We start from the raw sequence: 22,281 nt of genomic DNA, 5'->3' as shown, positions 1-22,281 counted from the left end.
AATTGTTCTTTTAACACAACAAAGAAGGTGAGCAAAGCCCTGCTCACCGCTACTTTTGTTGTTCTTCCTTATAATCGCAGCCCACGCATTGCACCTGAACGCCTTTTTTGAGCTTTTTCTCAACGAGCATGTCCCCGCATTTCGGACATTTGCGCTCAAGGGGTTTATCCCATGATACAAATTCGCATTCAGGGTAACGGTCACAGCCGTAAAAGATGCGGCGTTTTTTCGATTTGCGTTCGACGATGTTGCCGATTTTGCAGGACGGGCATTTGACGCCGATTTCTTTGACGATCGGCTTCGTATTGCGGCAGTCTGGAAAATTGGAACAAGCCATGAATTTTCCGTAACGGCCCATTTTGTATACCATCGGATGGCCGCACTCTTCGCAGTCGACGTCCGCATACTCGGGTTCGATTTCGACTTCCTGCATCTCTGCTTCCGCTTTTTTCACGCGCTTTTCAAAGTCCTTATAAAAGGAATCGATGATCTGCACCCACTCGATGTTTCCGTCTTCGACGTCATCAAGCTCTTTTTCCATTTTCGCCGTGAACTCAACGTTAATGATTTCAGGGAAAAACTCCATAATGAGATCAAGGACGATACCGCCGAGTTCTGTCGGCACAAAGCGTTTATTATCAAGCGCGACATATCCCCGCTTTTGAATGGTGTCAAGCGTAGGAGCGTACGTGGACGGACGCCCGATGCCCAGCTCTTCAAGCGTTTTGACGAGCCTTGCTTCCGTATAGCGCGGAGGCGGCTGGGTGAAGTGCTGTTCGGGTTCGATGTCCTTGGAAAGAACGGTATCCCCTTCTGCCAGATCAGGGAGCATCTTGTTCTTTTCCTCCAACTGGTCGTCTTTTCCTTCAACATACACTTTCATAAAACCGGAAAATTTGACTTTACTTCCGTTCGCCCGGAATGTCAATCCGTTATTTTCAAGGTCGACGCTCATCGTATCCAAAGTGGCCGGCGCCATTTGGCTCGCGACGAAGCGTTCCCAAATCAGCTTGTATAGTCTAAGCTGGTCTCTGCCCAGCACGGCTTTCAGCTCTGAAGGCTTCCTGAGCACTGAGGTCGGCCTGATCGCTTCGTGAGCATCCTGGGCGTTTTCATTCTTTTTGGCAGGCTTTCGTTTGCTGCCCAAAAATTCTTTTCCGTAGTTTTCACCGATAAAAGAGGCGGCTTCTTCCTGGGCCGTGTTTGAGATGCGGGTTGAATCCGTTCTCATATACGTAATGAGCCCGACCGTTCCTTCTTTTCCGAGGTCGATTCCCTCATATAACTGCTGGGCGATCATCATCGTTTTCTTCGCCCGGAAATTTAATTTGCGCGCGGCTTCCTGCTGCAATGTTGACGTTGTAAACGGCAGAGCCGGATTTCGTTTGCGCTCTTTTTTCGTTACCTTTTTGACATCAAATTTGTTTCCTTTGATCTGTGAAAGGATCTGTTTGACATCGTCTTCGCTTTTCAATGGATGCTTCTCGCCGCGGATGCCGAAGAAGCTGGCTTCAAAGGCTTCTTTTCCTTTCAGGAACGTGCCATCAATCGTCCAGTATTCCTCAGGTTTGAACTCGTTGATTTCTTTTTCTCGGTCAATGATCAGGCGGAGCGCCACAGATTGCACGCGTCCCGCGCTTAATCCTTTTTTGACTTTTTTCCATAAAATCGGGCTGATTTTATAACCGACGAGGCGGTCAAGCACCCTTCGCGCCTGCTGGGCATCGACGAGATCCATGTTGATCATGCGCGGATGCTTAAACGAATCTTTGATCGCGTCTTTTGTAATTTCGTTAAATACGACGCGGCAGTCTGAATTTAAATCTAAATCTAGACTGTGGGCAAGGTGCCATGCGATGGCTTCCCCTTCCCTGTCGGGGTCGGCTGCGAGATAAACTTTTTTCGCTTTTTTCGCCGCCGTTTTTAAATCCTTCAGAACCGGTCCTTTCCCGCGGATCGTAATGTATTTTGGTTCAAAGTTCCGCTCGGTGTCAACTCCCATTTGGCTTTTCGGCAGATCTCTGACATGCCCCATCGATGCTTTTACTTTGTATTTTTTTCCCAAGTATCGTTCAATCGTTTTCGCCTTTGCAGGCGATTCCACGATGACTAAGTATTCGGACATCACATTATCCCCCTCAAGAGGTGTTCTCTCTTATCAATTTAGCCTTTTTATTATATTCATCATAATCGCCGTTTATATAGTCATGATGCTGATTAAAAACGTCTGATTTATTTCCTTTTATATGATGAACGCTGATTAAAGCGTTTAAACTTGAAATCCTCACTATTATTAAATATTCATATACGGTTTGTCAAACGATAATTCTAAACGGATTCCGTATAACGAGCCTGAAATCCCGAAAGCTCACCGAGAATATCGTCTACGCTTGCGACGAGTTTCGCTCCTTCCTGGATCAGCCCGGCCGGTCCTTTTGAATTTTCGTCAAATATTGAACCCGGCACCGCAAATACTTCCCTGCCTTGTTCGAGCGCCTGATAGGCGGTAATGAGCGAGCCGCTTTTTTCCTTGCCCTGAATGACGACGACTCCTTCTGTTAAGCCGCTGATCAGCCGATTTCGCAGCGGAAAGTGCCATTTTTGAGGTTTTGCATCGGGAAGGTGCTCTGACACCAGAAGATGGCTTTCAGCCATCTGTTGGGCAAGCAGACGGTTTTCACGAGGATATATGCAGTTGAATCCGCCGGCGATGACGCCGATCGTTCTTCCTTTTGAACGGATCGTCTCCCGATGGGCGTGACCGTCGATCCCTTTGGCAAGCCCGCTGACGATTGTCCATTCTTTTTTGCTGAGCGCTCTGGCAAAGTAGGAAGCCGCATTTTCGCCGTACGCTGAAGGATTTCGGGTTCCCACAATACCGATGAGCCTTTTTTCATAAAGAAGGGTTTTGTTTCCTTTGAGAAAAAGAACGGGAGGCGGGTCGTGGATCGTTTTCAGCAGGGGTGGATATTCAGGGGACGAAATCGCGATCACGCTGATTCCGTTTTCGCGGTAGCTTGCGATGATCCGCTTTACGTTCGGCAGCTCTTTTTCGGCCAGCTTTCGGATGGCTCCGACGTCTATGCTTTTCGATGACAGCTTTTTTAGAGGGTGGCTCTTTTCTTCCGTAAGCGATAAGGACGGGTCTTCCTTCCACCATTTAAATAAGAGGGAAGGGGAAAGGTTGCCGTACAGGCGAAGCAATATCAAAAGCCCGCACTTGTCATTCATTCGAAAACCTCCATTATAAAGTGATCTGAAAGTATCGTACGATATCTCCATGATAAAAAAGCAGGAATAGACCGTTCGGACTATTCCCGCTAAGGGACGATAAATCAATGTGTCTTGCAGGTTTCGTAAAGTCCTTTTTCCTTCAGGACCTTAATCAGCGTTTCGCCCATGACTGAAGGTGTTTCCGCGACTTCGATTCCGCAAGCATTCATCGTTTTAATCTTTTCGTCAGCCGTGCCTTTTCCTCCGGAAATGATGGCGCCGGCATGGCCCATCCGCTTTCCGGAAGGCGCCGTTTTTCCGCCGATAAAGCCGACGACAGGTTTGGTCATGTTTGCTTTTACCCATTCTGCCGCTTCTTCTTCGGCTGTTCCGCCGATTTCTCCGATCATGATCACCGCATGTGTCTCAGGATCTTCATTAAATGCTTTCAGCACATCGATGAAGTTCGTGCCGTTCACAGGGTCTCCGCCGATTCCGACCGCCGTCGACTGGCCGACTCCGGCTTCTGACAGCTGATGAACCGCTTCATATGTAAGCGTTCCAGACCGCGACACGACTCCGACATGGCCTTTTTTATGAATGTATCCCGGCATGATGCCGATTTTGCATTCCTCAGGCGTGATGACTCCCGGACAGTTCGGCCCGATCAGCCGCGTTTTCTTGCCTTCCATAAATCGTTTCACTTTTACCATGTCAAGCACCGGAATATGCTCGGTGATGCAGATGACGAGCTCAAGCTCCGCGTCAACCGCTTCCATAATCGCGTCTGCGGCAAAAGGCGCCGGAACATAAATGACAGATGCGGTCGCTCCCGTTTCGTTTACCGCATCTTCCACCGTATTGAACACAGGCACCCCTTCAATCTCTGTTCCGCCTTTGCCCGGCGTTACACCGCCGACGATTTTTGTTCCGTATTCGAGCATCTGCTTTGTATGAAACAAAGCGGTTGAACCTGTTATCCCTTGTACAATGACTTTCGTGTCTTTATTAATAAATACACTCATTTTGGTCCCCCTGCCTTTCTTACTTCACTAAGGATACGATTTTCTGCGCGCCGTCAGCCATCGATTCCGCTGACGTGATATTGAGTCCTGACTCATCGAGGATCTTCTTGCCGAGATCCACGTTTGTTCCTTCCAATCGAACGACAAGCGGCAATGTCAAACCGACTTGTTTTGTCGCTTCTACAACGCCTTCAGCAATGACGTCACACTTCATGATGCCGCCGAAAATGTTGACGAAGATCCCTTTGACATTTTGGTCAGACAAGATGATCTTGAAAGCCTCCGTTACCTTTTCGGCTGTTGCGCCGCCTCCTACGTCAAGAAAGTTGGCCGGTTCCCCTCCATAGTGTTTGATGATGTCCATGGTCGACATCGCAAGCCCCGCTCCGTTGACCATGCACCCGATGTTGCCGTCCAGTGAAATATAGCTTAAATCGTATTTTGATGCTTCAATTTCCTTCGGATCTTCTTCATCAAGATCCCTGTATTCCAATATGTCTTTTTGCCTGTATAAAGCATTGCTGTCAAAATTGAGCTTTGCGTCAAGCGCCATGACCTTCCCGTCTCCAGTGACGACGAGCGGGTTGATTTCGGCGATGGAGCAGTCCTTTTCAACAAAAGCAGTGTACAGCCCCATCATGAATTTCGCAGCCTGGTTGACGAGCTCTTTTGGAATGTTGATCGCAAAAGCGATTTTCCTCGCTTGATAGCTTTGCAGTCCGACAGCCGGATCAATGACTTCTTTGACGATTTTTTCCGGCGTTTTTTCGGCGACTTCTTCGATCTCCGTTCCGCCTTCTTCAGAAGCCATCAGGACGATGCGCGACGTCGCCCTGTCAAGAACAAGCCCGACGTAATATTCCTTTTTAATATCGCAGCCTTCTTCAATAAGTAAGCGTTTTATTTCACGGCCGTCAGGACCCGTCTGATGAGTGACGAGCGTTTTCCCCAGCAGTTCTTCCGCATAGGCTTTCACTTCGTCTGTTGATTTTGCAATTTTTACCCCTCCTGCTTTGCCGCGGCCGCCTGCATGAATTTGAGCTTTCACGACATAAACCGGGCCCGACAGTGATTCTGCCGCTTCGACCGCTTCATCTGCTGTAAATGCCACTTTACCTTCCGGAACAGTCACCCCGTATTTTCTGAGGACCTCTTTCCCTTGGTACTCATGGATATTCATTTCCCATCCTCCTAACTTATGTAGCAAAAATAAAAATAGACTGCGCTTTCATTTTATATAATCATAGATCGATTGTCTAGGTTTCAATGAGAAATCGTAAAATCCTTCTAAACATTCAAACTTTTATTTTATTGAAAATATAAAAATTAATAAAGGGAATGCCTTTTTCGCAAAGGTCATTCCCTCATTTTCATTTTTTCATCCAACGTATAGATGAACGAAAAGATCTCGGCGACGATTTCATACAGCGCTTCAGGGATATGATCGTCAAGCTCCAGATGGCGCATCAATTCGACAAGCGTCGGGTCCTCCTGAATCGGAACGCCCGCTTTTTTCGCTTCTTCAATGATCTTTTCGGCTGTCAGACCCGATCCCTTGGCAACGACTTTCGGCGCCTTGTCTTTCATTTCATCATAGTGAAGAGCGACAGCCCTTCTTAATAAAGATTCCTTCATATTTTCACATCCAGGGCGCTTTCTGTGACCCGCTCAAACTGACGCTCTATAAACGGCGCGATTTCAATGTTTTCGCGCTGTTTCGCCGTGACGCTTGACAGGCTGTAGCCCAGCTCTTTCACATTTTCTTTCAGGACGGGGATCAAAGGCTCAATGAGCGGCTCCAAATCAAAGCCGGTCTCGACCGTAACCGTCATGACGTTTTGCTGGATAAAGCAATCGACAACCGTCTCCTTCAATCCCTCCAACTGAAGATAAAACATGAGGCGGCATTGGGACGGATCGATTTTTCCGTCTTCCTTCTTTTTTCCCTTTAAGAAAACCGTCAAATCCTGAACCCCGTTCTTTGAAAACAAAGGATACGAAAGAAACAGCTGGCTTTGCGCGGTATTGTCCTGCTGCAGAAACAGCTGGCCGTTTAAACGGTGAAAGATCTGCTCCGCTTCCTGCCTGACAGGCGCCGGTAAGTCCTGCGAATGCCTCATCTCGTTCAAAAGCAGCTTTAATGAGTGAAATCCCCCATCTTTCAAGGTTCTTCCGCTGTCGAGCGCTTTAATGAATGACAGCTCGTCTTTGACGCCAAAAAGGTCTTTCGCTTTAAAAAGGAAGGCGAGCGCATCCGCTTTATTCGTCAATGAAGGCGCTGTTTCCCTGATGACATTCCGCAATACGTCCATCTCGTTTTCCGACAATGCGCCCAGATCGGCGTGAAGCGCCACAGGCTGTTTAGCTTCGATCGCTTTCATCCAGTTTACCGCCTCTTTAACGGGGGTTGTTCCGTTATGGTCAGCCTGTGCGGCCAATTTTGCGAGCAGGCGTTCCGCGGCTGATTCAAGGCTCTCTGGTCTCTGTTGTACCGTTATTCTTTCCTGTACCGCCTGCAATTGCTGAGGAATTCCCCGTTCGGGTGCATCCGCCTGCAGAAGGGGCTGGGCGGTTTGCTTCGCGTCCTTGCCGGCCGATACAGTGAGCTCTTTCAGTACTTGAATGAGCTTTTCGGCATGAACCTCTGTTTCCGACTGCAAAATCGGCAGCAGCGCTTGCTTCAGCTTTTCCATACTTGCCGTTTGCTGGGGCTCCCTATTGATCATCTCAAAAGTTTCTGCAATCTGTTTGTGCAGGGGAGCCGGATCTTTGACGGCTAGGATCGAATCCAGCACGCCGGGGTGAACCGGCAGCTCGCGCTTCAGCGCAAACATGACGGCATCCGTTCCTTTCCGGGCCTCTGATTTCGGCAGATTTTCAAGCCATTTAACGGCCGCTTTCAAGTCGTTTTCCTTGATGGGCTGCTGTTCTTTCAGCATCGCTCCGACCAGAAATAAGGCTTCATTCGTACGTTTCAATGAGAGTCCGTTTAACAGCTTAACAGCGGCATCCTGCATCGTCTTCGGATTTTGGTCAAACGCCTCGACGACTTGAAGCCGGCCCGCCGGTTCATCCGGATTCTTCTCATAAGAAAACCAGTAGTATGTATTTGCGGCAAGCGGCGTTTCCAGTTTTCCCTGCAGCACCGAATTGCCGATCTGTATTTCAGCCAGCTGTCCGCTGATGAAACGCAGAACCTTTCCGAGCATCAGCCTTTTCTGATCCGTCTCCGTCCCCATGATCTGCTTTATAGCATCCGACTTTTCAAATTGTTTTATCAGGCTGTTATGTATGTCGTTCAGCATCACCGGCATCCTGCTCCCTTTTATGATTTATAAATAGGCTTGAACAGGGGCGAACGATCTTCGGTGAATCGGTGACGGTCCGTATTTGGCAAGGGCTTCAAGGTGTTCCTTCGTCCCGTAGCCTTTATGTTTTTCAAAACCGTACATCGGATAGCTTGCGGCGTATTCGTCCATCAGCCTGTCTCTCGTTACTTTGGCGATGCATGCGCCGGCGGCGATCGACGCGCTTTTGGCGTCCCCTTTTATAATCGAGGACTGCTTCGTGTCCAAAGGAAGCGACATCGCGTCCAGCAAAAGGTAGTCTGGGGCCGTGGGCAGAGCTTGAACGGCTTTGACCATCGCAAGCTTCGACGCTTCGTAAATATTCACGTCATCGATCACGGCTGAATCGCAAATTCCGACGCCGACAGCAACCGCTTCTTCCATAATGTAAGAATAGTAATCTTCCCTTTTTTGCTTTGACAGCTTTTTGGAATCTGTCAAACCGAGTATTTCACAGTCCTCTTTTAAGATGACGGCGGCAGCCACGACAGGGCCTGCCAAAGGGCCTCTTCCGGCTTCATCTATTCCGGCGATATAACGGCAGCCCTCCGCTCTTAAACGCCGCTCCATAGACGTCATCACCCGCCATTCTTCCCGCAGGGCCGAGAGCTTTTCGTTTTTCTTCAGCCATGCGCTGACAAGGGCTTGAACGCTTTTTCTCTCATCTTTTTTACACTGCTCGATAAAAGGGTCGTGCTCTTCTTTCACCGATTGAAGATGTTCTTTGATTTCTTTTACGGTTAGTGGTTTCACTTCTCTTCTCCCCTATTTTTCTTATCGGCGCTTCTCCCGCAAAAATAAAGACCCGCCTCTTTAAAAGCGCGCCTTAATCGTCGATAGGCTTCTCAAAAGAGAGCGGGCCGAATTTTTCGGTGCGGATATCCCTGATGATGACTTCTGTCGTTTTGTCATAATTAATCTCTCCGCCCGCCATCAGACAGCCGCGCTTTTTGCCGATCTCATCAAACAAACGTACGATCTCTTCCGGAATGTCCGCTAAATCGTAGCGCTTTTTTAAGCGGTCGGGATAGTGCTCTTCCAAAAAGCGCAAAGCGAAAACCGCGACATCCTGCAAATTGATGATCGAATCTTTAATGGCGCCAGTTGCCGCCAGCTTTAATCCGACGAGCTCATCCTCAAACTTCGGCCATAAAATGCCCGGCGTATCGAGAAGTTCAAGCTCTTTTCCGACTTTCACCCATTGCTGTGCGGTCGTAATCCCCGGTCTGTCGCCGGTTTTCGCAATATTCTTTTTGGCGAGCCGGTTGATCAAGGTCGACTTGCCGACGTTCGGAATGCCGACGATCAATGCCCGAATCGCCCTGGGCTTTACGCCTTTTGCTTTCATTTTATCAAATTTTTCTTTAAGCAGCTCTTTTGAAGCCGGCAGGATTTGATTTAACCCCTGGCCGTTGACGGAGTTGATCGCAAGGGAGGGAATCCCGTCCGCTTCAAAGTGCTTTTTCCATTGGTTCGTCACCGCGGAATCGGCTTTATCCGCTTTATTGAGCAGCATGATTCGCGGTTTATTCTTGAGGATCTCTTCGATCATCGGGTTTCGCGAAGACATCGGAATTCTGGCGTCTACCAGCTCATATACGATGTCGATTAGTTTCAGCTTTTCCGTTACTTCCCGCCTCGCTTTGGCCATATGCCCGGGAAACCATTGAATTACCATATGACGGACACCTTCCTTCTGTTACTGCTATCTTTTAAAAGGCAGAATGATTTTATACTTCTTTTACAAAAAAAGAGCTTGTTATGGTTAACAAGCTCTTTTCGTTCGCTATCATTATCGTCTGATTTCTTTAATACGAGCCGCTTTTCCACGAAGTTCACGCAAGTAATAAAGTTTCGCACGGCGTACTTTACCATGGCGGACAACTTCGATTTTCGCGATTTTCGGTGTGTGTAATGGGAATGTACGCTCAACTCCGACACCGTAAGAAACCTTACGAACTGTGAAAGTTTCGCTGATTCCGCCACCACGACGCTTAATCACAACACCTTCGAATACCTGAATACGCTCGCGGTTACCCTCGACGACTTTCACGTGTACGCGAAGAGTGTCACCAGGACGGAACGCAGGCAAGTCAGTGCGCAATTGTTCTTTTGTGATTTCTTCAATCAATTTTTGCATCGTCTTCAACTCCTTCCAACAGATGCTCATGAGCGAATAACCTCACACAGCGGAACATCGTTTTCAAACTCAAACGAAATCCCCGTTTGAGTCACAAGTAGTATCATATCATACCTTTTCTCGCCATGCAATAGAATCTATCGGTTTTCCCACTCTGAAATCCATTTTCTTTCTTCGTCTGACAAAGGATAGTCTTCGAGAAGATCGGGCCGCCTTAAAAACGTCCGTTTGAGAGACTCTTTCCGTCTCCACTCTTTAATCTTCGCATGGTTTCCCGATGTGAGAACTTCCGGCACCTTCATGCCTTTATAATCCGCCGGCCGCGTGTAGTGAGGGTGCTCGAGCAGCCCGGTGCTGAAAGAGTCTTCAAGGTGCGACTCTTCCTTGCCGAGCACGCCCGGCAGAAGTCTCACAACGCTGTCGGCGATCATCATGGCAGGGAGCTCGCCGCCCGTCAGGACGAAGTCCCCGATCGAAATCTCGTCTGTGGCAAGATGCTCTCTGATCCGTTCATCATATCCTTCATAATGGCCGCAAATGAACAGCAGATGCTCCTCTTTTGCCAGCTCTTCCGCCTTCTTCTGCGTATAGCGCTCGCCTTGGGGGCAGACGAGGATGATTCTGGGAGATCTGCCTGCTTCTTCTGTCAGCTTTTCGACCGCATCAAAGACAGGCTGCGGTTTTAACACCATTCCCGCGCCACCGCCGTACGGATAATCGTCAACGGTTTGATGCTTATTGTCGGAATAAGCACGAAAGTTCACTACGTGAAAGTCGACGGCATTTTTTTCTTGGGCTTTTTGCAGAATGGAAGAGCCCAGCACGCCTTCAAACATCTCCGGAAAAAGCGTTAAAAAATCAATTCTCATTCGTCAAGTAATCCTTCCATGATATGAATCTTGATCGTCTTGTCTTTGACGTTAATGTCTTTGACGACGGCATCGATATAAGGGATGAGCGCGTCTTTTTTCCCCTGGCGCCCGACAACCCAGACATCGTTTGCACCGGGAGTCAAAATTTCTTTTACTTTGCCGATCAGATCTCCTTCTTCCGAGAAAACGTCACAGCCGATGATTTCATGAAAGTAATATTCGTCTTCTGCCAATGGGCTTAATTGGTCTTCGGGAACTTTAATCAAGGCGTTTTTTAACGTTTCGGCTTCCGTCAAAGTGGAGATCTCTTCGAACTGCAAGAGATGAAACTGTTTGTGAAGCCTGTGCGAGCCGACGGTCACCTGAACAGGCTCTTTTCCCTCCATGAACAAATAGAGCGTATTTCCCGGCTTGTACCGTTCTTCGGGAAAGTCGGTTTTCGAAATCACGCGGACTTCACCTTTTACCCCATGAGTATTGACAATTTTCCCTACATTAAACCATTGTTTCTGCATTTCTTCACCTCGGACGAATTTCAATGACAATTCCGTCTTTAATCACGATTGTTTTACCCTCTGTCATATCATGCCAATTGTCACCGACTTCGATCTCCATTAAAGCATCAATCTCTTTTTCTTTCACTTCGCTGCCCAGCGGGAGCGTGTGGATCTGATTGATTTGAAAATCGATGATTTTGATTTTATCCTGGCGTTTTTCGATTTCTTTTTTGAACGATTCGGTTGCCGCCGGATTGTGGTGTTCTTTTTCGTGCTTTCTCAGCTGAAAATAAAGCTGGTTGCATTCGCGCTCAAGGGTTTCTTTTCTTTCTTCAAAAGAAGCCAGCAGCTTTTTTTTGCTGTTTTCGGTTAAAACCTGCATGACGGTAACACGTTGGATAATTTGCATGGCATCATCACCTACTGTCCCCGTGATTTTTCTTCCCTGATATCCGGCGGCGCGATTTGGCCGACTGACGCGGAATCTGTCATCTGTTTTAATGTTTCTCACATGATAAAAAAGGGGGAGGTTTTCACCCTCTCCCCTTAGTCTGCGATCTCTAGTTGAACTTTCTTAGAAGACTGTGCGCCGGCCGCAAATACGACAGAACGTATCGCTCTTGCAGTCCGCCCTTTTTTGCCGATGATTTTGCCGGTATCCTCTTTGTTGACAGAAAGGCGAAAGACGATCCGCCGTTCGCTTTCCTCTTTGGATACCTGTATGTCATCCGGGTGATCCACAAGCGGTTTGACCAAAGATACAATCAGTTCTTCCAAGTGCAGATCACTCATTACTTGCTTTGTTTAGCGTTGTGGAATTTTTCCATAATGCCTTCTTTTGAGAAAAGGTTGCGAACCGTGTCAGACGGTTTAGCTCCCGTTTGAAGCCATTTCAGCGCAAGCTCTTCATCGATTTTCACTTCCGCTGGTTTTGCCACCGGGTTGTAAGTTCCGACTGTTTCGATGAAACGGCCGTCACGCGGTGAACGAGAATCTGCTACAACGATACGATAGAAAGGAGATTTTTTAGCTCCCATGCGTTTTAAACGAATTTTTACTGCCATTTTACTAGCACCTCCGAAAATATTTCAACAAGATAGTATATTAACAATGATAAAAGTGTTTGTAAAGTGTTTTTTCTTAACAACGGTTTTATCATCTGAAAACAAGATTACATGAAGGGCAATTTAAATCCTTTTTTCTTCCCTTTTGTCATGTTTGTCATCTGCTTCATCATTTTTTTCATTTCATCAAATTGCTTTAGCAGACGGTTGACTTCCTGGACGGATGTCCCGCTTCCTTTGGCAATCCGTTTGCGTCTGCTGGCATTGATGATCTCCGGCTGCTCTTTCTCTTTCCCCGTCATGGACTTGATGATCGCTTCGACGTGGCTGAGCTGTTTTTCGTCAACCTTAACGTTTTTTAAGCCTTTCATTTTGCCTGCGCCGGGCATCATTTGAATCAGGTCTTCAAGCGGCCCCATATTGCGGACCTGTCCGAGCTGTTCCAAAAAGTCGTCGAGCGTAAAGCTCATATTTTTCATTTTTTGCTCGAGTTCTTTCGCCTTTTCTTCGTCTACGTTGGCCTGGGCTTTCTCGATAAGGGTGAGCACATCGCCCATTCCGAGAATCCGCGAAGCCATCCGTTCGGGATGAAACGGCTCCAGCGCATCAAGCTTTTCGCCCATTCCGGCAAATTTGATCGGCGTGTTTGTCACGGCGCGGATCGACAAGGCCGCCCCGCCCCTCGTATCACCGTCAAGTTTTGTAAGGATGACGCCTGTCACGCCAAGCTGTTCATTAAAGCTTTTGGCAACGTTTACCGCATCTTGACCCGTCATGGAATCGACGACAAGGAAGATTTCTTCCGGCTGAGCCGTTTCTTTTACCTTTTCCAGCTCATCCATCAGCTCTTCATCAATATGAAGGCGTCCCGCCGTATCGATGATCACATAGTCGTGGTGATCTTCTTTCGCCTTTTCGATTGCCTGTTTGGCAATGTCGACAGGGCTGACCTGGTCTCCGAGCGAGAATACCGGCATATCGAGCTGTTTGCCGAGCGTTTCCAGCTGCTTGATCGCAGCCGGGCGGTATATATCCGCTGCCACGAGCAGCGGGTTGCGGTTATGTTTTTTGCGAAGCAGGTTGGCAAGCTTTCCTGTCGTCGTCGTTTTACCGGCCCCTTGCAGACCGACCATCATGATGACGGTTGGCGGGCGCTTTGCCGCGGCGATCTTGCTTTCTTCGCCGCCCATCAGCTCCGTCAGCTCCTCTTTGACGACTTTAATGACCTGCTGTCCGGGTGTCAGACTTTTCATGACATCCTGTCCGACGGCCCGTTCGCTTACCTTTTTCACAAAATCTTTGACGACTTTAAAGTTGACGTCCGCTTCAAGGAGCGCCAAACGGACTTCGCGCATCATTTCTTTGACGTCTTGTTCCGTTACTTTTCCTTTTCCGCGGATTTTAGAAATCGTTTGCTGCAGTCGGTCGGCTAATCCTTCGAATGCCATTTTTCAGTGCCGCCTCCTAATCTAATTTCTCAAGCGCGTCGATGAGCGGAGACGCTTCAGGCTGACCGGCAGTCAGCTGTCTCAGCTCTTCAAAAATCTTTTTGCGCTCTTGAAATTTTTTAAACAAAAGTAGCTTTTCTTCATATTGCTCAAGCATGGCCTCGGTCCGTTTGATGTTGTCATAAACCGCCTGTCTTGAGACATGATATTCTTCAGCTATTTCGCCGAGGGAGAAATCGTCTAAATAGTAAAGCGACATGTAGCTTTTTTGTTTTGATGTCAACAACGACTGATAGAAATCAAACAGGTAATTCATTCGCGTTGTTTTTTCAAGCGTCATGAGACTCTCCCCCTTGTTAAGTCAAATCCCTTTACGATACACTAGTTTACGCTGATTTTTTTCATCTGTCAAGATTTTATCTTGTCATAATGTCCTGCAGCGTTTGTTAAAAAGAAAACCCCTTTTATATAGGGGCTTTCGCGTGCTATTCCTCTTTTTCAATCAGATCGGAAAACAGGCCGTATACGTAGGATTCGGCTTCAAACGGCTGCAGGTCGTCCATTTTTTCGCCGAGGCCGACAAACTTGACGGGAATCTTCAGTTCGTGGCGGATGGCGAGGACGATTCCTCCTTTTGCCGTTCCGTCGAGCTTTGTCAGGACAATGCCCGATACATCGGTGGCTTTGGAAAATTCCTTCGCCTGCGTCATCGCGTTTTGGCCTGTCGTGGCGTCCAGAACGAGCAGCACTTCATGAGGCGCGTCAGGAACCTCGCGCTGGATGACCCGTTTTACTTTTTCAAGCTCCTTCATCAAGTTCACCTTGTTTTGCAGACGTCCCGCCGTGTCGCACAGCAGTACATCAGCGCCGCGCGCTTTGGCGGCTTGAACGGCATCATAGATGACGGCTGCCGGATCCGAGCCTTCGGCCTGTTTGACGACATGGGCACCGACCCGCTCTCCCCACACTTCAAGCTGGTCGATTGCACCGGCGCGGAACGTGTCTCCTGCTGCGAGAACAACGTTTTTGCCTTCTTTGACAAACTTGTGCGCGAGCTTGCCGATCGTCGTCGTTTTGCCGACGCCGTTGACCCCGACAAACAGGATGATGTTCAAGCGGCCGTCTTCCACGCGGAGCTCTGAAGCTTCCTGCTCCCCGCCTTCATAAATGTCGACGAGCTTTTCAGAAATAACGGACCGCACTTCCTTCGGGTCCTGGATATTTCTTCGTTTGACCTCGGTCTTCAGCTCATCGATCAGATCCATCACCGTTGACACGCCGACGTCTGCTCCGATCAGCACTTCTTCAAGCTCTTCGAAAAAATCTTCATCGACTTTCCGGTAGCGGGAGACAAGTTCATTGACCCGCTCCTGAAATGAGTTTCTCGTTTTGGCGAGCCCTTCTTTAAACTTTCCTGAGACTGAGTCTGTTTGCTTCGTGATTTTTTCTTTCAGTTTTTTAAAAAAGCTCATGACTGGTAACCTCGCTTTATTGAACTAATTCTTTCGTATCTTCAAGCTTGACGGAGACAAGCTTGGAAACGCCTGATTCCTGCATTGTTACGCCGTAGAGAACGTCGGCTTCTTCCATCGTTCCCTTTCTGTGCGTAATGACGATAAACTGCGTTTCGCGGCTGTATTTTTTCAAATATTGCGCAAAGCGGAACACGTTCGCTTCGTCAAGCGCAGCCTCAACCTCATCAAGCACGCAGAACGGAACGGGTCTGACCTTCAGGATCGAAAACAAGAGGGCGATCGCCGTCAGAGCCCGTTCTCCGCCGGAGAGGAGGCTTAAGTTTTGCAGCTTTTTCCCCGGAGGCTGAGCGATGATGTCGACGCCCGACTGAAGCAGATCGTTCGGATCGGTCAGCTTCAGTTCGGCTCTGCCGCCGCCGAACAGCGCGCGGAAGACGTCTTCGAAATGGGAGCGGATTTGCTGAAACGTATCTGAAAAGCGCTTCGTCATTTCTTCGTCCATTTCCTCAATTACCTGAAAGAGCGTATTTTTCGCTTCAAGCAGATCGTCTCTCTGCTCTGTCAGGAAAACGTAGCGCTCATTGACCCTTTCATATTCCTCAATACTTCCGAGGTTCACGGTGCCCAGCTCTTCGATCGCCAGCTTGATCAGCTTGACGCGCTTTCTCGCTTCTTCGGGACTGAGCTCAAGCGGATATTTTTCCTTCGCCCATTCAAAGGAGAGGCCGTATTCCTCCCTCAGGAATGACAGCAGGTTGTCCAGCTCCACTTCCATGCGGCCGAGCTTGACTTCTTCATCTTTCAGGAGGCCGGCCATTTGTTTGTACTGGCGCTTCATTTCTTTCAGTTCAAGCTCTTCTGTTTCAAGGCCCTGCTGCAGCTTCATCCGCTGCTCCCTTCTTGAGGCGATAAGCTCGGCGGTTTTGTTTTTATCGTTCAGTTTCTTCTTCGCGGCTTCTTCAAGCTTTTCCTCGCCGCTTGTGCTGGACGACATCTCATTTGTCAATAATGACAGGTCTTCTTTTGCAATCTTCAGCGCTTCTTCGTTCTCGGCAAATTCCTCTTCAAGCCTTGTGAGCTTTTCCCGTTCGTTTGCACATGACTGCTCGGTTTTGGCGAGAACGACCTTTAGATCTGTAAGCTCGCTTTGCAGCGCCTCCTTGGTTGAAGTCTGCGTCTGCTTTCTTTCCGTCAGGCTCCCGATTTTCCCGTCGAGCGCTTTTAAGCTTTCGGACATGGCGGAAAGCTTTTCTTCGAGCTCTGCCTTCCTTTGTTTCTTTTCGTCGTCTTCTTTCAGGAGCGCCGATTTTTCCTCGTCGTAAAGCTCCAAGTGGCTGTTGACGTTTTTCTCAGCGATTTCAAGCTCATAGAGGCGTCCTTTGATCTCCTGCTGCTCAGCGCGCAAACGCTCTCCGTCTTCGCGCAGCGATTGAAGCTCCCGTTCAAGCTTTTGGATCGCTTGTTTTAAGCTTTTCACTTCGGCTTCGAGCGCTTCGGTTTTTTCTTCCATTACCTTTAGGCGCTCTGCCGCTGTTTCTAGCTCCCGGTTTCGGCCCAAAAGAGAGTTGTTTTTCTTCTTGACGGCACCGCCGGTCATCGATCCGCCCGGATTGACGACGTCGCCTTCAAGCGTGACGATGCGGTATCTGTGTCCAAGCCGTTTGGCAAGCTCGTTGGCCCCTTTTAAGTGCTCGGTGATGAGCACGGTGCCGAGCAGGTTTTGCACAACCGTCCTGTACCTGGGATCGAACGACACGAGCTCGCTTGCGATCCCGATAAATGACGGGTGCTCTTTTGCGGCTTCGATGTCGCGGGGCTGGATGCTGCGCTCTTTGATGACAGAAAGCGGAAGAAAGGTCGCACGTCCTGACGAATGCTTTTTCAAATATTGAATGGCCCGTCTTGCCGCGTCTTCGTTTTCGGTCACGACGTGCTGCGCAGAAGCGCCCAAAGCGATTTCGACCGCCGTCTCATACCTTTCGTCCGTCTTGACGAGCTCAGCGATCGCTCCGTGGATGCCCGCTAGCTCACTTCTTGCTTTCAACACTTCTTTGACGCCTTGATAAAATCCGGAAAAATCCTCCTGCATGGCTTCAAGCATCTCTTTTTTAGAGCGTGCCTGCTGAACGTATTGATACGCCTGGTAAAGAGCCGATTCTTTCTTTTCGTATTCGTTTTTCTTCAGCTCATAGTTTTTCTGCGCGTCGCGGTAAGCTTTGATCTGCTCGCCGAGACGCTTCTCCAAGAGGCTGAATTCGTGTTCGGCTTTTGTTTTTTGCTCGGCGATATCCCGCCGTTCGCTTAAGTATTTTTCATTGTTGCCGGCAAGCCGTTTTTGCGCAGCTTTCGATTGGGACATTTGATCGTCTAAAAACTGCAGCTCGTTCCGCAGAGACGCCTGTTCATTCAGAAGCTCGAAATAATCGCTTTTGAGCTGTTCGATCTCTTCTTCTACATTTTCGCTGTAAACCGAAAGCGCCGCCGTTTTTTCTTTGACCTCTTGTGCGAGTCCCTTTGTTTCGGCCTGCAGTTTTTCAAACACAAGCTTTTGTGCGGCGATTTTTTCTTTCAGACTGTTTTCTTTTTCCCCGCGCTGGGCGATTGTATCTTCAAGCTGGGCCCTGTTTTGGCTCGCGTTCTTTTTCCGCTCTTTCAGCACTTCTTTTCTGCCTTCGAGCTTTTCAAGCTCCTCGCTTGTCAAAAGGAGGACCTGCTGAAGCTCATCAACCGATTCGTCAAGGGCCTGGATTTTATCCCTCGCCTCTTCGATTTTGGCTTCCTTCGCCTGGATGGCTGACGAGGAAGCCATTTCTTCATCTTTCGCTTTTTCGACCTTTTGTTTGAGCGCCTCCCATTTTTGGTGAAGCTCCTCAATGTCATACGCCGTCAAAGCGATTTCTATCTTTTCGAGCTCGTCCTTTTTCCCGAGGTAATCTTTGGCGATCGACGCCTGCATCTTCAGCGGTTCGACCTGGCTTTCAAGCTCATGGAGGATGTCTTCCACGCGGTTCAAATTGTCCTGTGTTTCAAACAGCTTGTTTTCGGCTTTTTTCTTTCTCGTTTTATATTTTAAAACGCCCGCCGCTTCTTCAAAGATGCTTCTCCGCTCTTCCGCTTTGCTGCTGAGGATTTCCTCGACCTTCCCCTGGCTGATGATCGAAAACGCTTCTTTTCCGAGTCCGGAGTCCATAAAGAGATCGATGATATCCTTCAGGCGGCACGACTGATTGTTGATGAGAAATTCGCTTTCCCCGGACCTGTATACCCTCCGCGTCACACTGACCTCATGAAAGTCAATCGGAAGGAAGTGGTCTTCGTTATCAAGCGTCAGCGTCACCTCGGCGAGGTTCAGCTTTTTCCGCGAGTCGCTCCCGGCAAAAATGATGTCTTCCATTTTGCCGCCGCGCAATGATTTGGCGGACTGTTCCCCCAGCACCCAGCGGATCGCATCGGTAATGTTGCTTTTTCCGCTTCCATTCGGGCCCACGACGGCTGTCACACCTTTAACAAAATCTACAGAAATTCGTTCTGCAAACGATTTAAAACCTATTACGTCCAAACGTTTGAGGAACATCCTGATCCTCCTTATGTATTAAAGTATTACAATTCTATCACACCTTTGGATAAAGGCGTAAACATATCGAAATCCCCCTGGATGCTAGCAAGGGGGATTTACTGTTTCATATGGTGTTTTTGCAGCTTTGCGAGTGCTTCCTGAGCGGCATGCTGTTCAGCTTCTTTTTTGGAACGGCCGCTTCCCACCCCGAGCACTTCTCCTTTTAGCGATACGTTTGCTTCAAATTCGCGGTTGTGCGCCGGACCTTTTTCCTGAAGGATTCTGTATTCCAAAGTGCCGCGTCCGTCGCGCTGTACAAATTCCTGCAGCTGGCTTTTAAAATCCATCACATGAGAAAAAGCACCATCATCGATTTTAGGGAAAACGTACGCTTTCAGAAAAGCTACAACAGCTTCAAGCCCCTGATCGAGATAAAGCGCGCCGATAAACGCTTCAAACACGTCGGCCAACAGCGCCGGCCGCTTTCTTCCGCCCGTCATTTCCTCTCCTTTTCCGAGAAGGACAAGCTCCCCGAAGGACAGCTCATGGGCAAGAGAAACCAAAGAAGGCTCGCAAACGATCGCCGCTCTCAATTTCGTCAAATCCCCCTCGCTCATCGCCGGGTATTTGGCGTACAAAAATTGAGAAATCGTCAGTTCCAAAACAGCGTCTCCTAAAAACTCAAGCCTTTCATTATCTTCATACGGCTTCTTCCGATGCTCATTCACATAAGATGAATGTGTAAATGCCTGGTATAAAAGCTTCTCATTTTGAAATTGAACCGAAATCCGTTCTTGAAACTTTTTAAACTGCTCCGCTTTCTTTTGAAACAATTTTTTGTCTCTGAAATGTGAATGTTTTGACATAGCAACCTCCATATGGGCACATCAGGTTCACCTAGACCTCCTGTTAGAAAAAGGCAGGGTTCGTTTTTCGTTCGGCAAAACATTAAGCTAAAGCCGCATGTATAAAGGGATAAAGCCCCGTCTTTAAACGGGACTTTAAGTTAGCTTACTGCTTACTATTTATGTAGTTCACAGCGTCACCGACTGTTGCAATCTTTTCAGCATCTTCGTCAGAAATCTCCATATCAAACTCGTCTTCAAGTTCCATGACAAGCTCAACTACATCCAGGGAATCAGCGCCTAAATCCTCTTTAAAAGAAGCTTCAAGAGTGACGTCAGCTTCATCTACGCCAAGGCGGTCTACGATGATTTTTGTTACACGCTCTAATGCGTCTGCCATAGCTATTCACCTCCCCTCAAGTATTATAGTTGATTCGTTTTTAAAAAACCAGAGATAATTACATTTTTACAGCATAACCATTCCGCCGTCGATATTCAGCGTCTGGCCGGTCATGTAGCGCGACTGGTCAGAAGCAAGGAAGACGACGACACTGCTGATGTCAGAAGGCTCCCCGAAGCGGGCAAGCGGAATCTGTTTCAGCATTTCGTCCTGAATGTCTTTTGTGAGCTTGTCCGTCATTTCCGTTGAAATAAAACCCGGAGCGATCGCATTTACGGTAATGTTTCGAGAGGCAAGCTCTTTAGCCAGCGTTTTCGTCAGGCCGATGACGCCTGATTTCGCCGCGACATAGTTCGCCTGTCCGGCGTTTCCGACGACGCCGACAACTGAGGCGACATTGATGATCCGGCCGCTTCTCTGCTTCATCATCTGTCTTGTCACAGCTTTGGAGCAGTTGAATACCCCTTTTAAGTTTATGTTAATGACATCGTCCCATTCATTTTCTTTCATTCTCATGAACAAATTGTCTTTCGTGATGCCGGCATTGTTGACGAGAATATCGATTGAACCGAAGCGCTCAAGCGCCTTTTTCATCATTGCCTGAACTTCGTCGGCATTGGAAACGTCCGCTTTAATTGCAAACGCATCGCGGCCCAGCGCCTTGATTTCATCGACAACTTCGTTCGCCTTCGCTTCATTTCCCGCGTAATTGACGACGACGTTCGCTCCGTTTTTCGCGAGATCCAGCGCGATCGCACGGCCGATTCCCCTTGAAGCACCGGTAACAACGGCTGTTTTATTCTCAAGCATTTTCGTTTTCCTCCTTCAATGTTTGAACGGCGAGGTCAATCGTATCAGGGTCAGATACGGCAATCGTTTTGACTCTGCGGTTCACTTTTTTAACAAGCCCAGACAACACTTTGCCCGGCCCGATTTCAATGAACGTCGTGACGCCTTCGTCGATCAGCCTGCTGATCGATTCTTCAAAGCGGACCGGTGAATAGAGCTGTTCAATCAGCTTCTGTTTGATCTCGTCTTTATCCGTTATCACGTCTGCGGTCACATTTGAAATGACAGGGATTGACGCATTTTTAATGCTGCATGCGTCAAGTACTTCACGCAGCTTTTCAGCGGCGGGCTTCATCAGATCTGAATGAAACGGTCCGCTGACTTCGAGCGGAATCGCGCGCTTCGCACCGTTTTCCTTGGCGAGTTCTGACGCAAGTTCGACCCCTTTGGCCGTACCCGAAATGACGATTTGCCCCGGGCAGTTCAAGTTGGCGAGCTGGACGAGGTGGCCATCTTCAGACACCTGATCCGTCACTTTTTTTAACGCCTCTCCGTCCATGCCGAGAATCGCGGCCATCGCGCCTTCTCCGGCAGGAACCGCTTCATTCATGAACTCGCCGCGTTTTCTGACGGCGTACACGGCGTCTCTAAACGACATCGCCCCGGCAGCCACGAGCGCGGTATATTCGCCGAGGCTGTGGCCCGCTGCAAAATCGGCTTCAATGCCGTATTCTTTTAGTTTTTCAAGCGCGGCGATGCTGGCCGTTAAAAGGCTCGGCTGCGCATTGTATGTAAGGGTCAGTTCTTTGGCGTCGCCTTCAAACATAAGAGCGCTCAGCTTTGTTTCCAGCGTTTCATCCGCCTCTTCGAAAATCCGTCTTGCTTTCGGCTCTTTCTCATACAGCTCACGTCCCATGCCGATATGCTGTGATCCCTGGCCCGGGAATAGAAATGCAATCTTACCCATGTTGTAAAACCTCCAGACTATTCATCTGCTTTTTGTTGTATTTTTTCTTCAATAAAAGACGCGACATTTTGGCTGACCATCTCTCTCGCCTGGCGGATCGCATGGTAAACGGCGCGCCCGTCCGACGAACCGTGCGCTTTGATGACCGGCGCCTTCAAACCGAAAAGCCCTGCTCCGCCATATTCGGAGTAGTCCATTTTCGTTTTCATTTCTTTCAGCTTCGGTTTCAGCGCGGACGCCGCCAATTTGGCGGTAAAGCTTGATGTCAGCGTGCTTCTCAGCATTTTAAAGATCGACAAAGCCGCGCCCTCAACCGTCTTCAGGGCAACGTTTCCGGTAAAACCGTCCGTTACGATGACATCTGCGACTCCGTCCAGCATGTCGCGCGCTTCCACATTGCCGATGAAGTTCAAATCCGTCTCCTTCAGCTTTTGAAAGGTCTGTTTTGCAAGTTCATTTCCTTTTTTGTCTTCCGTTCCGACGTTCAAAAGCCCGATTCTCGGATTTTTCACGCCGAGAACCTGCTCGCCGTATACAGAACCCATGATTGCGTATTGGACGAGATGCTCAGGCTTCGCATCTACGTTCGCTCCGACGTCCAGAAGGAGAAAGCCGTCCCCCGCCACCGTCGGCAGCGTCGGTG

Annotated in this window: 23 protein-coding genes; all 23 read right to left on the bottom strand. The window is 48.7% G+C overall.

What is annotated here, in order from left to right:
• Window positions 1-49 precede the first annotated feature (49 nt).
• Window positions 50-2,125, bottom strand: coding sequence for a type I DNA topoisomerase (gene topA / locus AB447_RS10355; RefSeq protein WP_057957554.1), 2,076 nt, complete (start codon window positions 2,123-2,125; stop codon window positions 50-52).
• Between the two features lie 203 nt (window positions 2,126-2,328).
• Complete coding sequence (dprA, locus tag AB447_RS10350; protein ID WP_048354624.1) at window positions 2,329-3,231, bottom strand: DNA-processing protein DprA; 903 nt, start codon at window positions 3,229-3,231, stop codon at window positions 2,329-2,331.
• Window positions 3,232-3,335: 104 nt separating this feature from the next.
• Window positions 3,336-4,238 carry a succinate--CoA ligase subunit alpha gene (gene sucD, locus AB447_RS10345; protein ID WP_048354625.1) on the bottom strand — a complete coding sequence of 301 codons (903 nt, stop codon included), beginning with the start codon at window positions 4,236-4,238 and terminating at the stop codon, window positions 3,336-3,338.
• 19 nt (window positions 4,239-4,257) lie between these two features.
• On the bottom strand, window positions 4,258-5,418 hold the full coding sequence (gene sucC / locus AB447_RS10340; RefSeq protein WP_057957553.1) for an ADP-forming succinate--CoA ligase subunit beta: 1,161 nt from the start codon (window positions 5,416-5,418) through the stop codon (window positions 4,258-4,260).
• A gap of 176 nt (window positions 5,419-5,594) precedes the next feature.
• Window positions 5,595-5,873, bottom strand: a complete 279-nt coding sequence (locus AB447_RS10335; protein WP_048354626.1) for a FlhB-like flagellar biosynthesis protein — start codon at window positions 5,871-5,873, stop codon at window positions 5,595-5,597.
• The gene (locus AB447_RS10330) at window positions 5,870-7,543 is read right to left on the bottom strand and encodes a hypothetical protein (RefSeq protein WP_232517665.1); all 1,674 of its coding nucleotides are present in this window, start codon (window positions 7,541-7,543) and stop codon (window positions 5,870-5,872) included. Before AB447_RS10330 ends, AB447_RS10335 begins: the two co-directional genes overlap by 4 nt.
• 27 nt (window positions 7,544-7,570) lie before the next feature.
• Entirely contained in the window at window positions 7,571-8,338 is a 768-nt protein-coding gene (locus AB447_RS10325; protein WP_057957552.1) for a ribonuclease HII, read from the bottom strand.
• A 73-nt stretch (window positions 8,339-8,411) separates the two neighbouring features.
• Entirely contained in the window at window positions 8,412-9,263 is an 852-nt protein-coding gene (gene ylqF, locus AB447_RS10320; protein WP_048354628.1) for a ribosome biogenesis GTPase YlqF, read from the bottom strand.
• 114 nt (window positions 9,264-9,377) lie between these two features.
• Window positions 9,378-9,725 carry a 50S ribosomal protein L19 gene (gene rplS / locus AB447_RS10315; protein ID WP_046128980.1) on the bottom strand — a complete coding sequence of 116 codons (348 nt, stop codon included), beginning with the start codon at window positions 9,723-9,725 and terminating at the stop codon, window positions 9,378-9,380.
• Window positions 9,726-9,862: 137 nt separating this feature from the next.
• The gene (gene trmD, locus AB447_RS10310) at window positions 9,863-10,594 is read right to left on the bottom strand and encodes a tRNA (guanosine(37)-N1)-methyltransferase TrmD (RefSeq protein ID WP_046128981.1); all 732 of its coding nucleotides are present in this window, start codon (window positions 10,592-10,594) and stop codon (window positions 9,863-9,865) included.
• Window positions 10,591-11,112 carry a ribosome maturation factor RimM gene (gene rimM / locus AB447_RS10305; protein WP_046128982.1) on the bottom strand — a complete coding sequence of 174 codons (522 nt, stop codon included), beginning with the start codon at window positions 11,110-11,112 and terminating at the stop codon, window positions 10,591-10,593. Before rimM ends, trmD begins: the two co-directional genes overlap by 4 nt.
• Before the next feature lie 4 nt (window positions 11,113-11,116).
• The gene (locus tag AB447_RS10300; RefSeq protein ID WP_046128983.1) at window positions 11,117-11,503 is read right to left on the bottom strand and encodes a YlqD family protein; all 387 of its coding nucleotides are present in this window, start codon (window positions 11,501-11,503) and stop codon (window positions 11,117-11,119) included.
• 137 nt (window positions 11,504-11,640) lie between these two features.
• Entirely contained in the window at window positions 11,641-11,886 is a 246-nt protein-coding gene (locus tag AB447_RS10295; RefSeq protein ID WP_046128984.1) for a KH domain-containing protein, read from the bottom strand.
• Entirely contained in the window at window positions 11,886-12,158 is a 273-nt protein-coding gene (rpsP, locus tag AB447_RS10290) for a 30S ribosomal protein S16 (protein ID WP_006638197.1), read from the bottom strand. The genes AB447_RS10295 and rpsP overlap by 1 nt, the downstream gene beginning before the upstream one ends.
• A 107-nt stretch (window positions 12,159-12,265) precedes the next feature.
• The gene (ffh, locus tag AB447_RS10285) at window positions 12,266-13,606 is read right to left on the bottom strand and encodes a signal recognition particle protein (RefSeq protein WP_048354629.1); all 1,341 of its coding nucleotides are present in this window, start codon (window positions 13,604-13,606) and stop codon (window positions 12,266-12,268) included.
• A 16-nt stretch (window positions 13,607-13,622) separates the two neighbouring features.
• Complete coding sequence (locus AB447_RS10280) at window positions 13,623-13,946, bottom strand: putative DNA-binding protein (protein ID WP_048354630.1); 324 nt, start codon at window positions 13,944-13,946, stop codon at window positions 13,623-13,625.
• A 145-nt stretch (window positions 13,947-14,091) separates the two neighbouring features.
• Complete coding sequence (gene ftsY, locus AB447_RS10275) at window positions 14,092-15,078, bottom strand: signal recognition particle-docking protein FtsY (protein WP_048354631.1); 987 nt, start codon at window positions 15,076-15,078, stop codon at window positions 14,092-14,094.
• A 16-nt stretch (window positions 15,079-15,094) separates the two neighbouring features.
• Window positions 15,095-18,655, bottom strand: a complete 3,561-nt coding sequence (gene smc / locus AB447_RS10270; RefSeq protein WP_057957551.1) for a chromosome segregation protein SMC — start codon at window positions 18,653-18,655, stop codon at window positions 15,095-15,097.
• Window positions 18,656-18,753: 98 nt separating this feature from the next.
• On the bottom strand, window positions 18,754-19,503 hold the full coding sequence (gene rnc / locus AB447_RS10265; protein ID WP_048354632.1) for a ribonuclease III: 750 nt from the start codon (window positions 19,501-19,503) through the stop codon (window positions 18,754-18,756).
• 145 nt (window positions 19,504-19,648) lie between these two features.
• Entirely contained in the window at window positions 19,649-19,882 is a 234-nt protein-coding gene (gene acpP / locus AB447_RS10260; protein ID WP_003181706.1) for an acyl carrier protein, read from the bottom strand.
• 66 nt (window positions 19,883-19,948) lie between these two features.
• Window positions 19,949-20,692 carry a 3-oxoacyl-[acyl-carrier-protein] reductase gene (gene fabG / locus AB447_RS10255; RefSeq protein ID WP_048354633.1) on the bottom strand — a complete coding sequence of 248 codons (744 nt, stop codon included), beginning with the start codon at window positions 20,690-20,692 and terminating at the stop codon, window positions 19,949-19,951.
• Complete coding sequence (gene fabD / locus AB447_RS10250; RefSeq protein WP_048354634.1) at window positions 20,685-21,638, bottom strand: ACP S-malonyltransferase; 954 nt, start codon at window positions 21,636-21,638, stop codon at window positions 20,685-20,687. Before fabD ends, fabG begins: the two co-directional genes overlap by 8 nt.
• 17 nt (window positions 21,639-21,655) lie before the next feature.
• On the bottom strand, window positions 21,656-22,281 hold a 626-nt coding region (plsX, locus tag AB447_RS10245), incomplete at its 5' end, for a phosphate acyltransferase PlsX (RefSeq protein ID WP_082634644.1).

Source organism: Bacillus glycinifermentans, from assembly GCF_001042475.2.
Classification (GTDB): Bacteria; Bacillota; Bacilli; order Bacillales; family Bacillaceae; genus Bacillus; species Bacillus glycinifermentans.
Note: the sequence above shows the minus strand (reverse complement) of the source record. Positions and strands in the feature narration are given on the sequence as shown.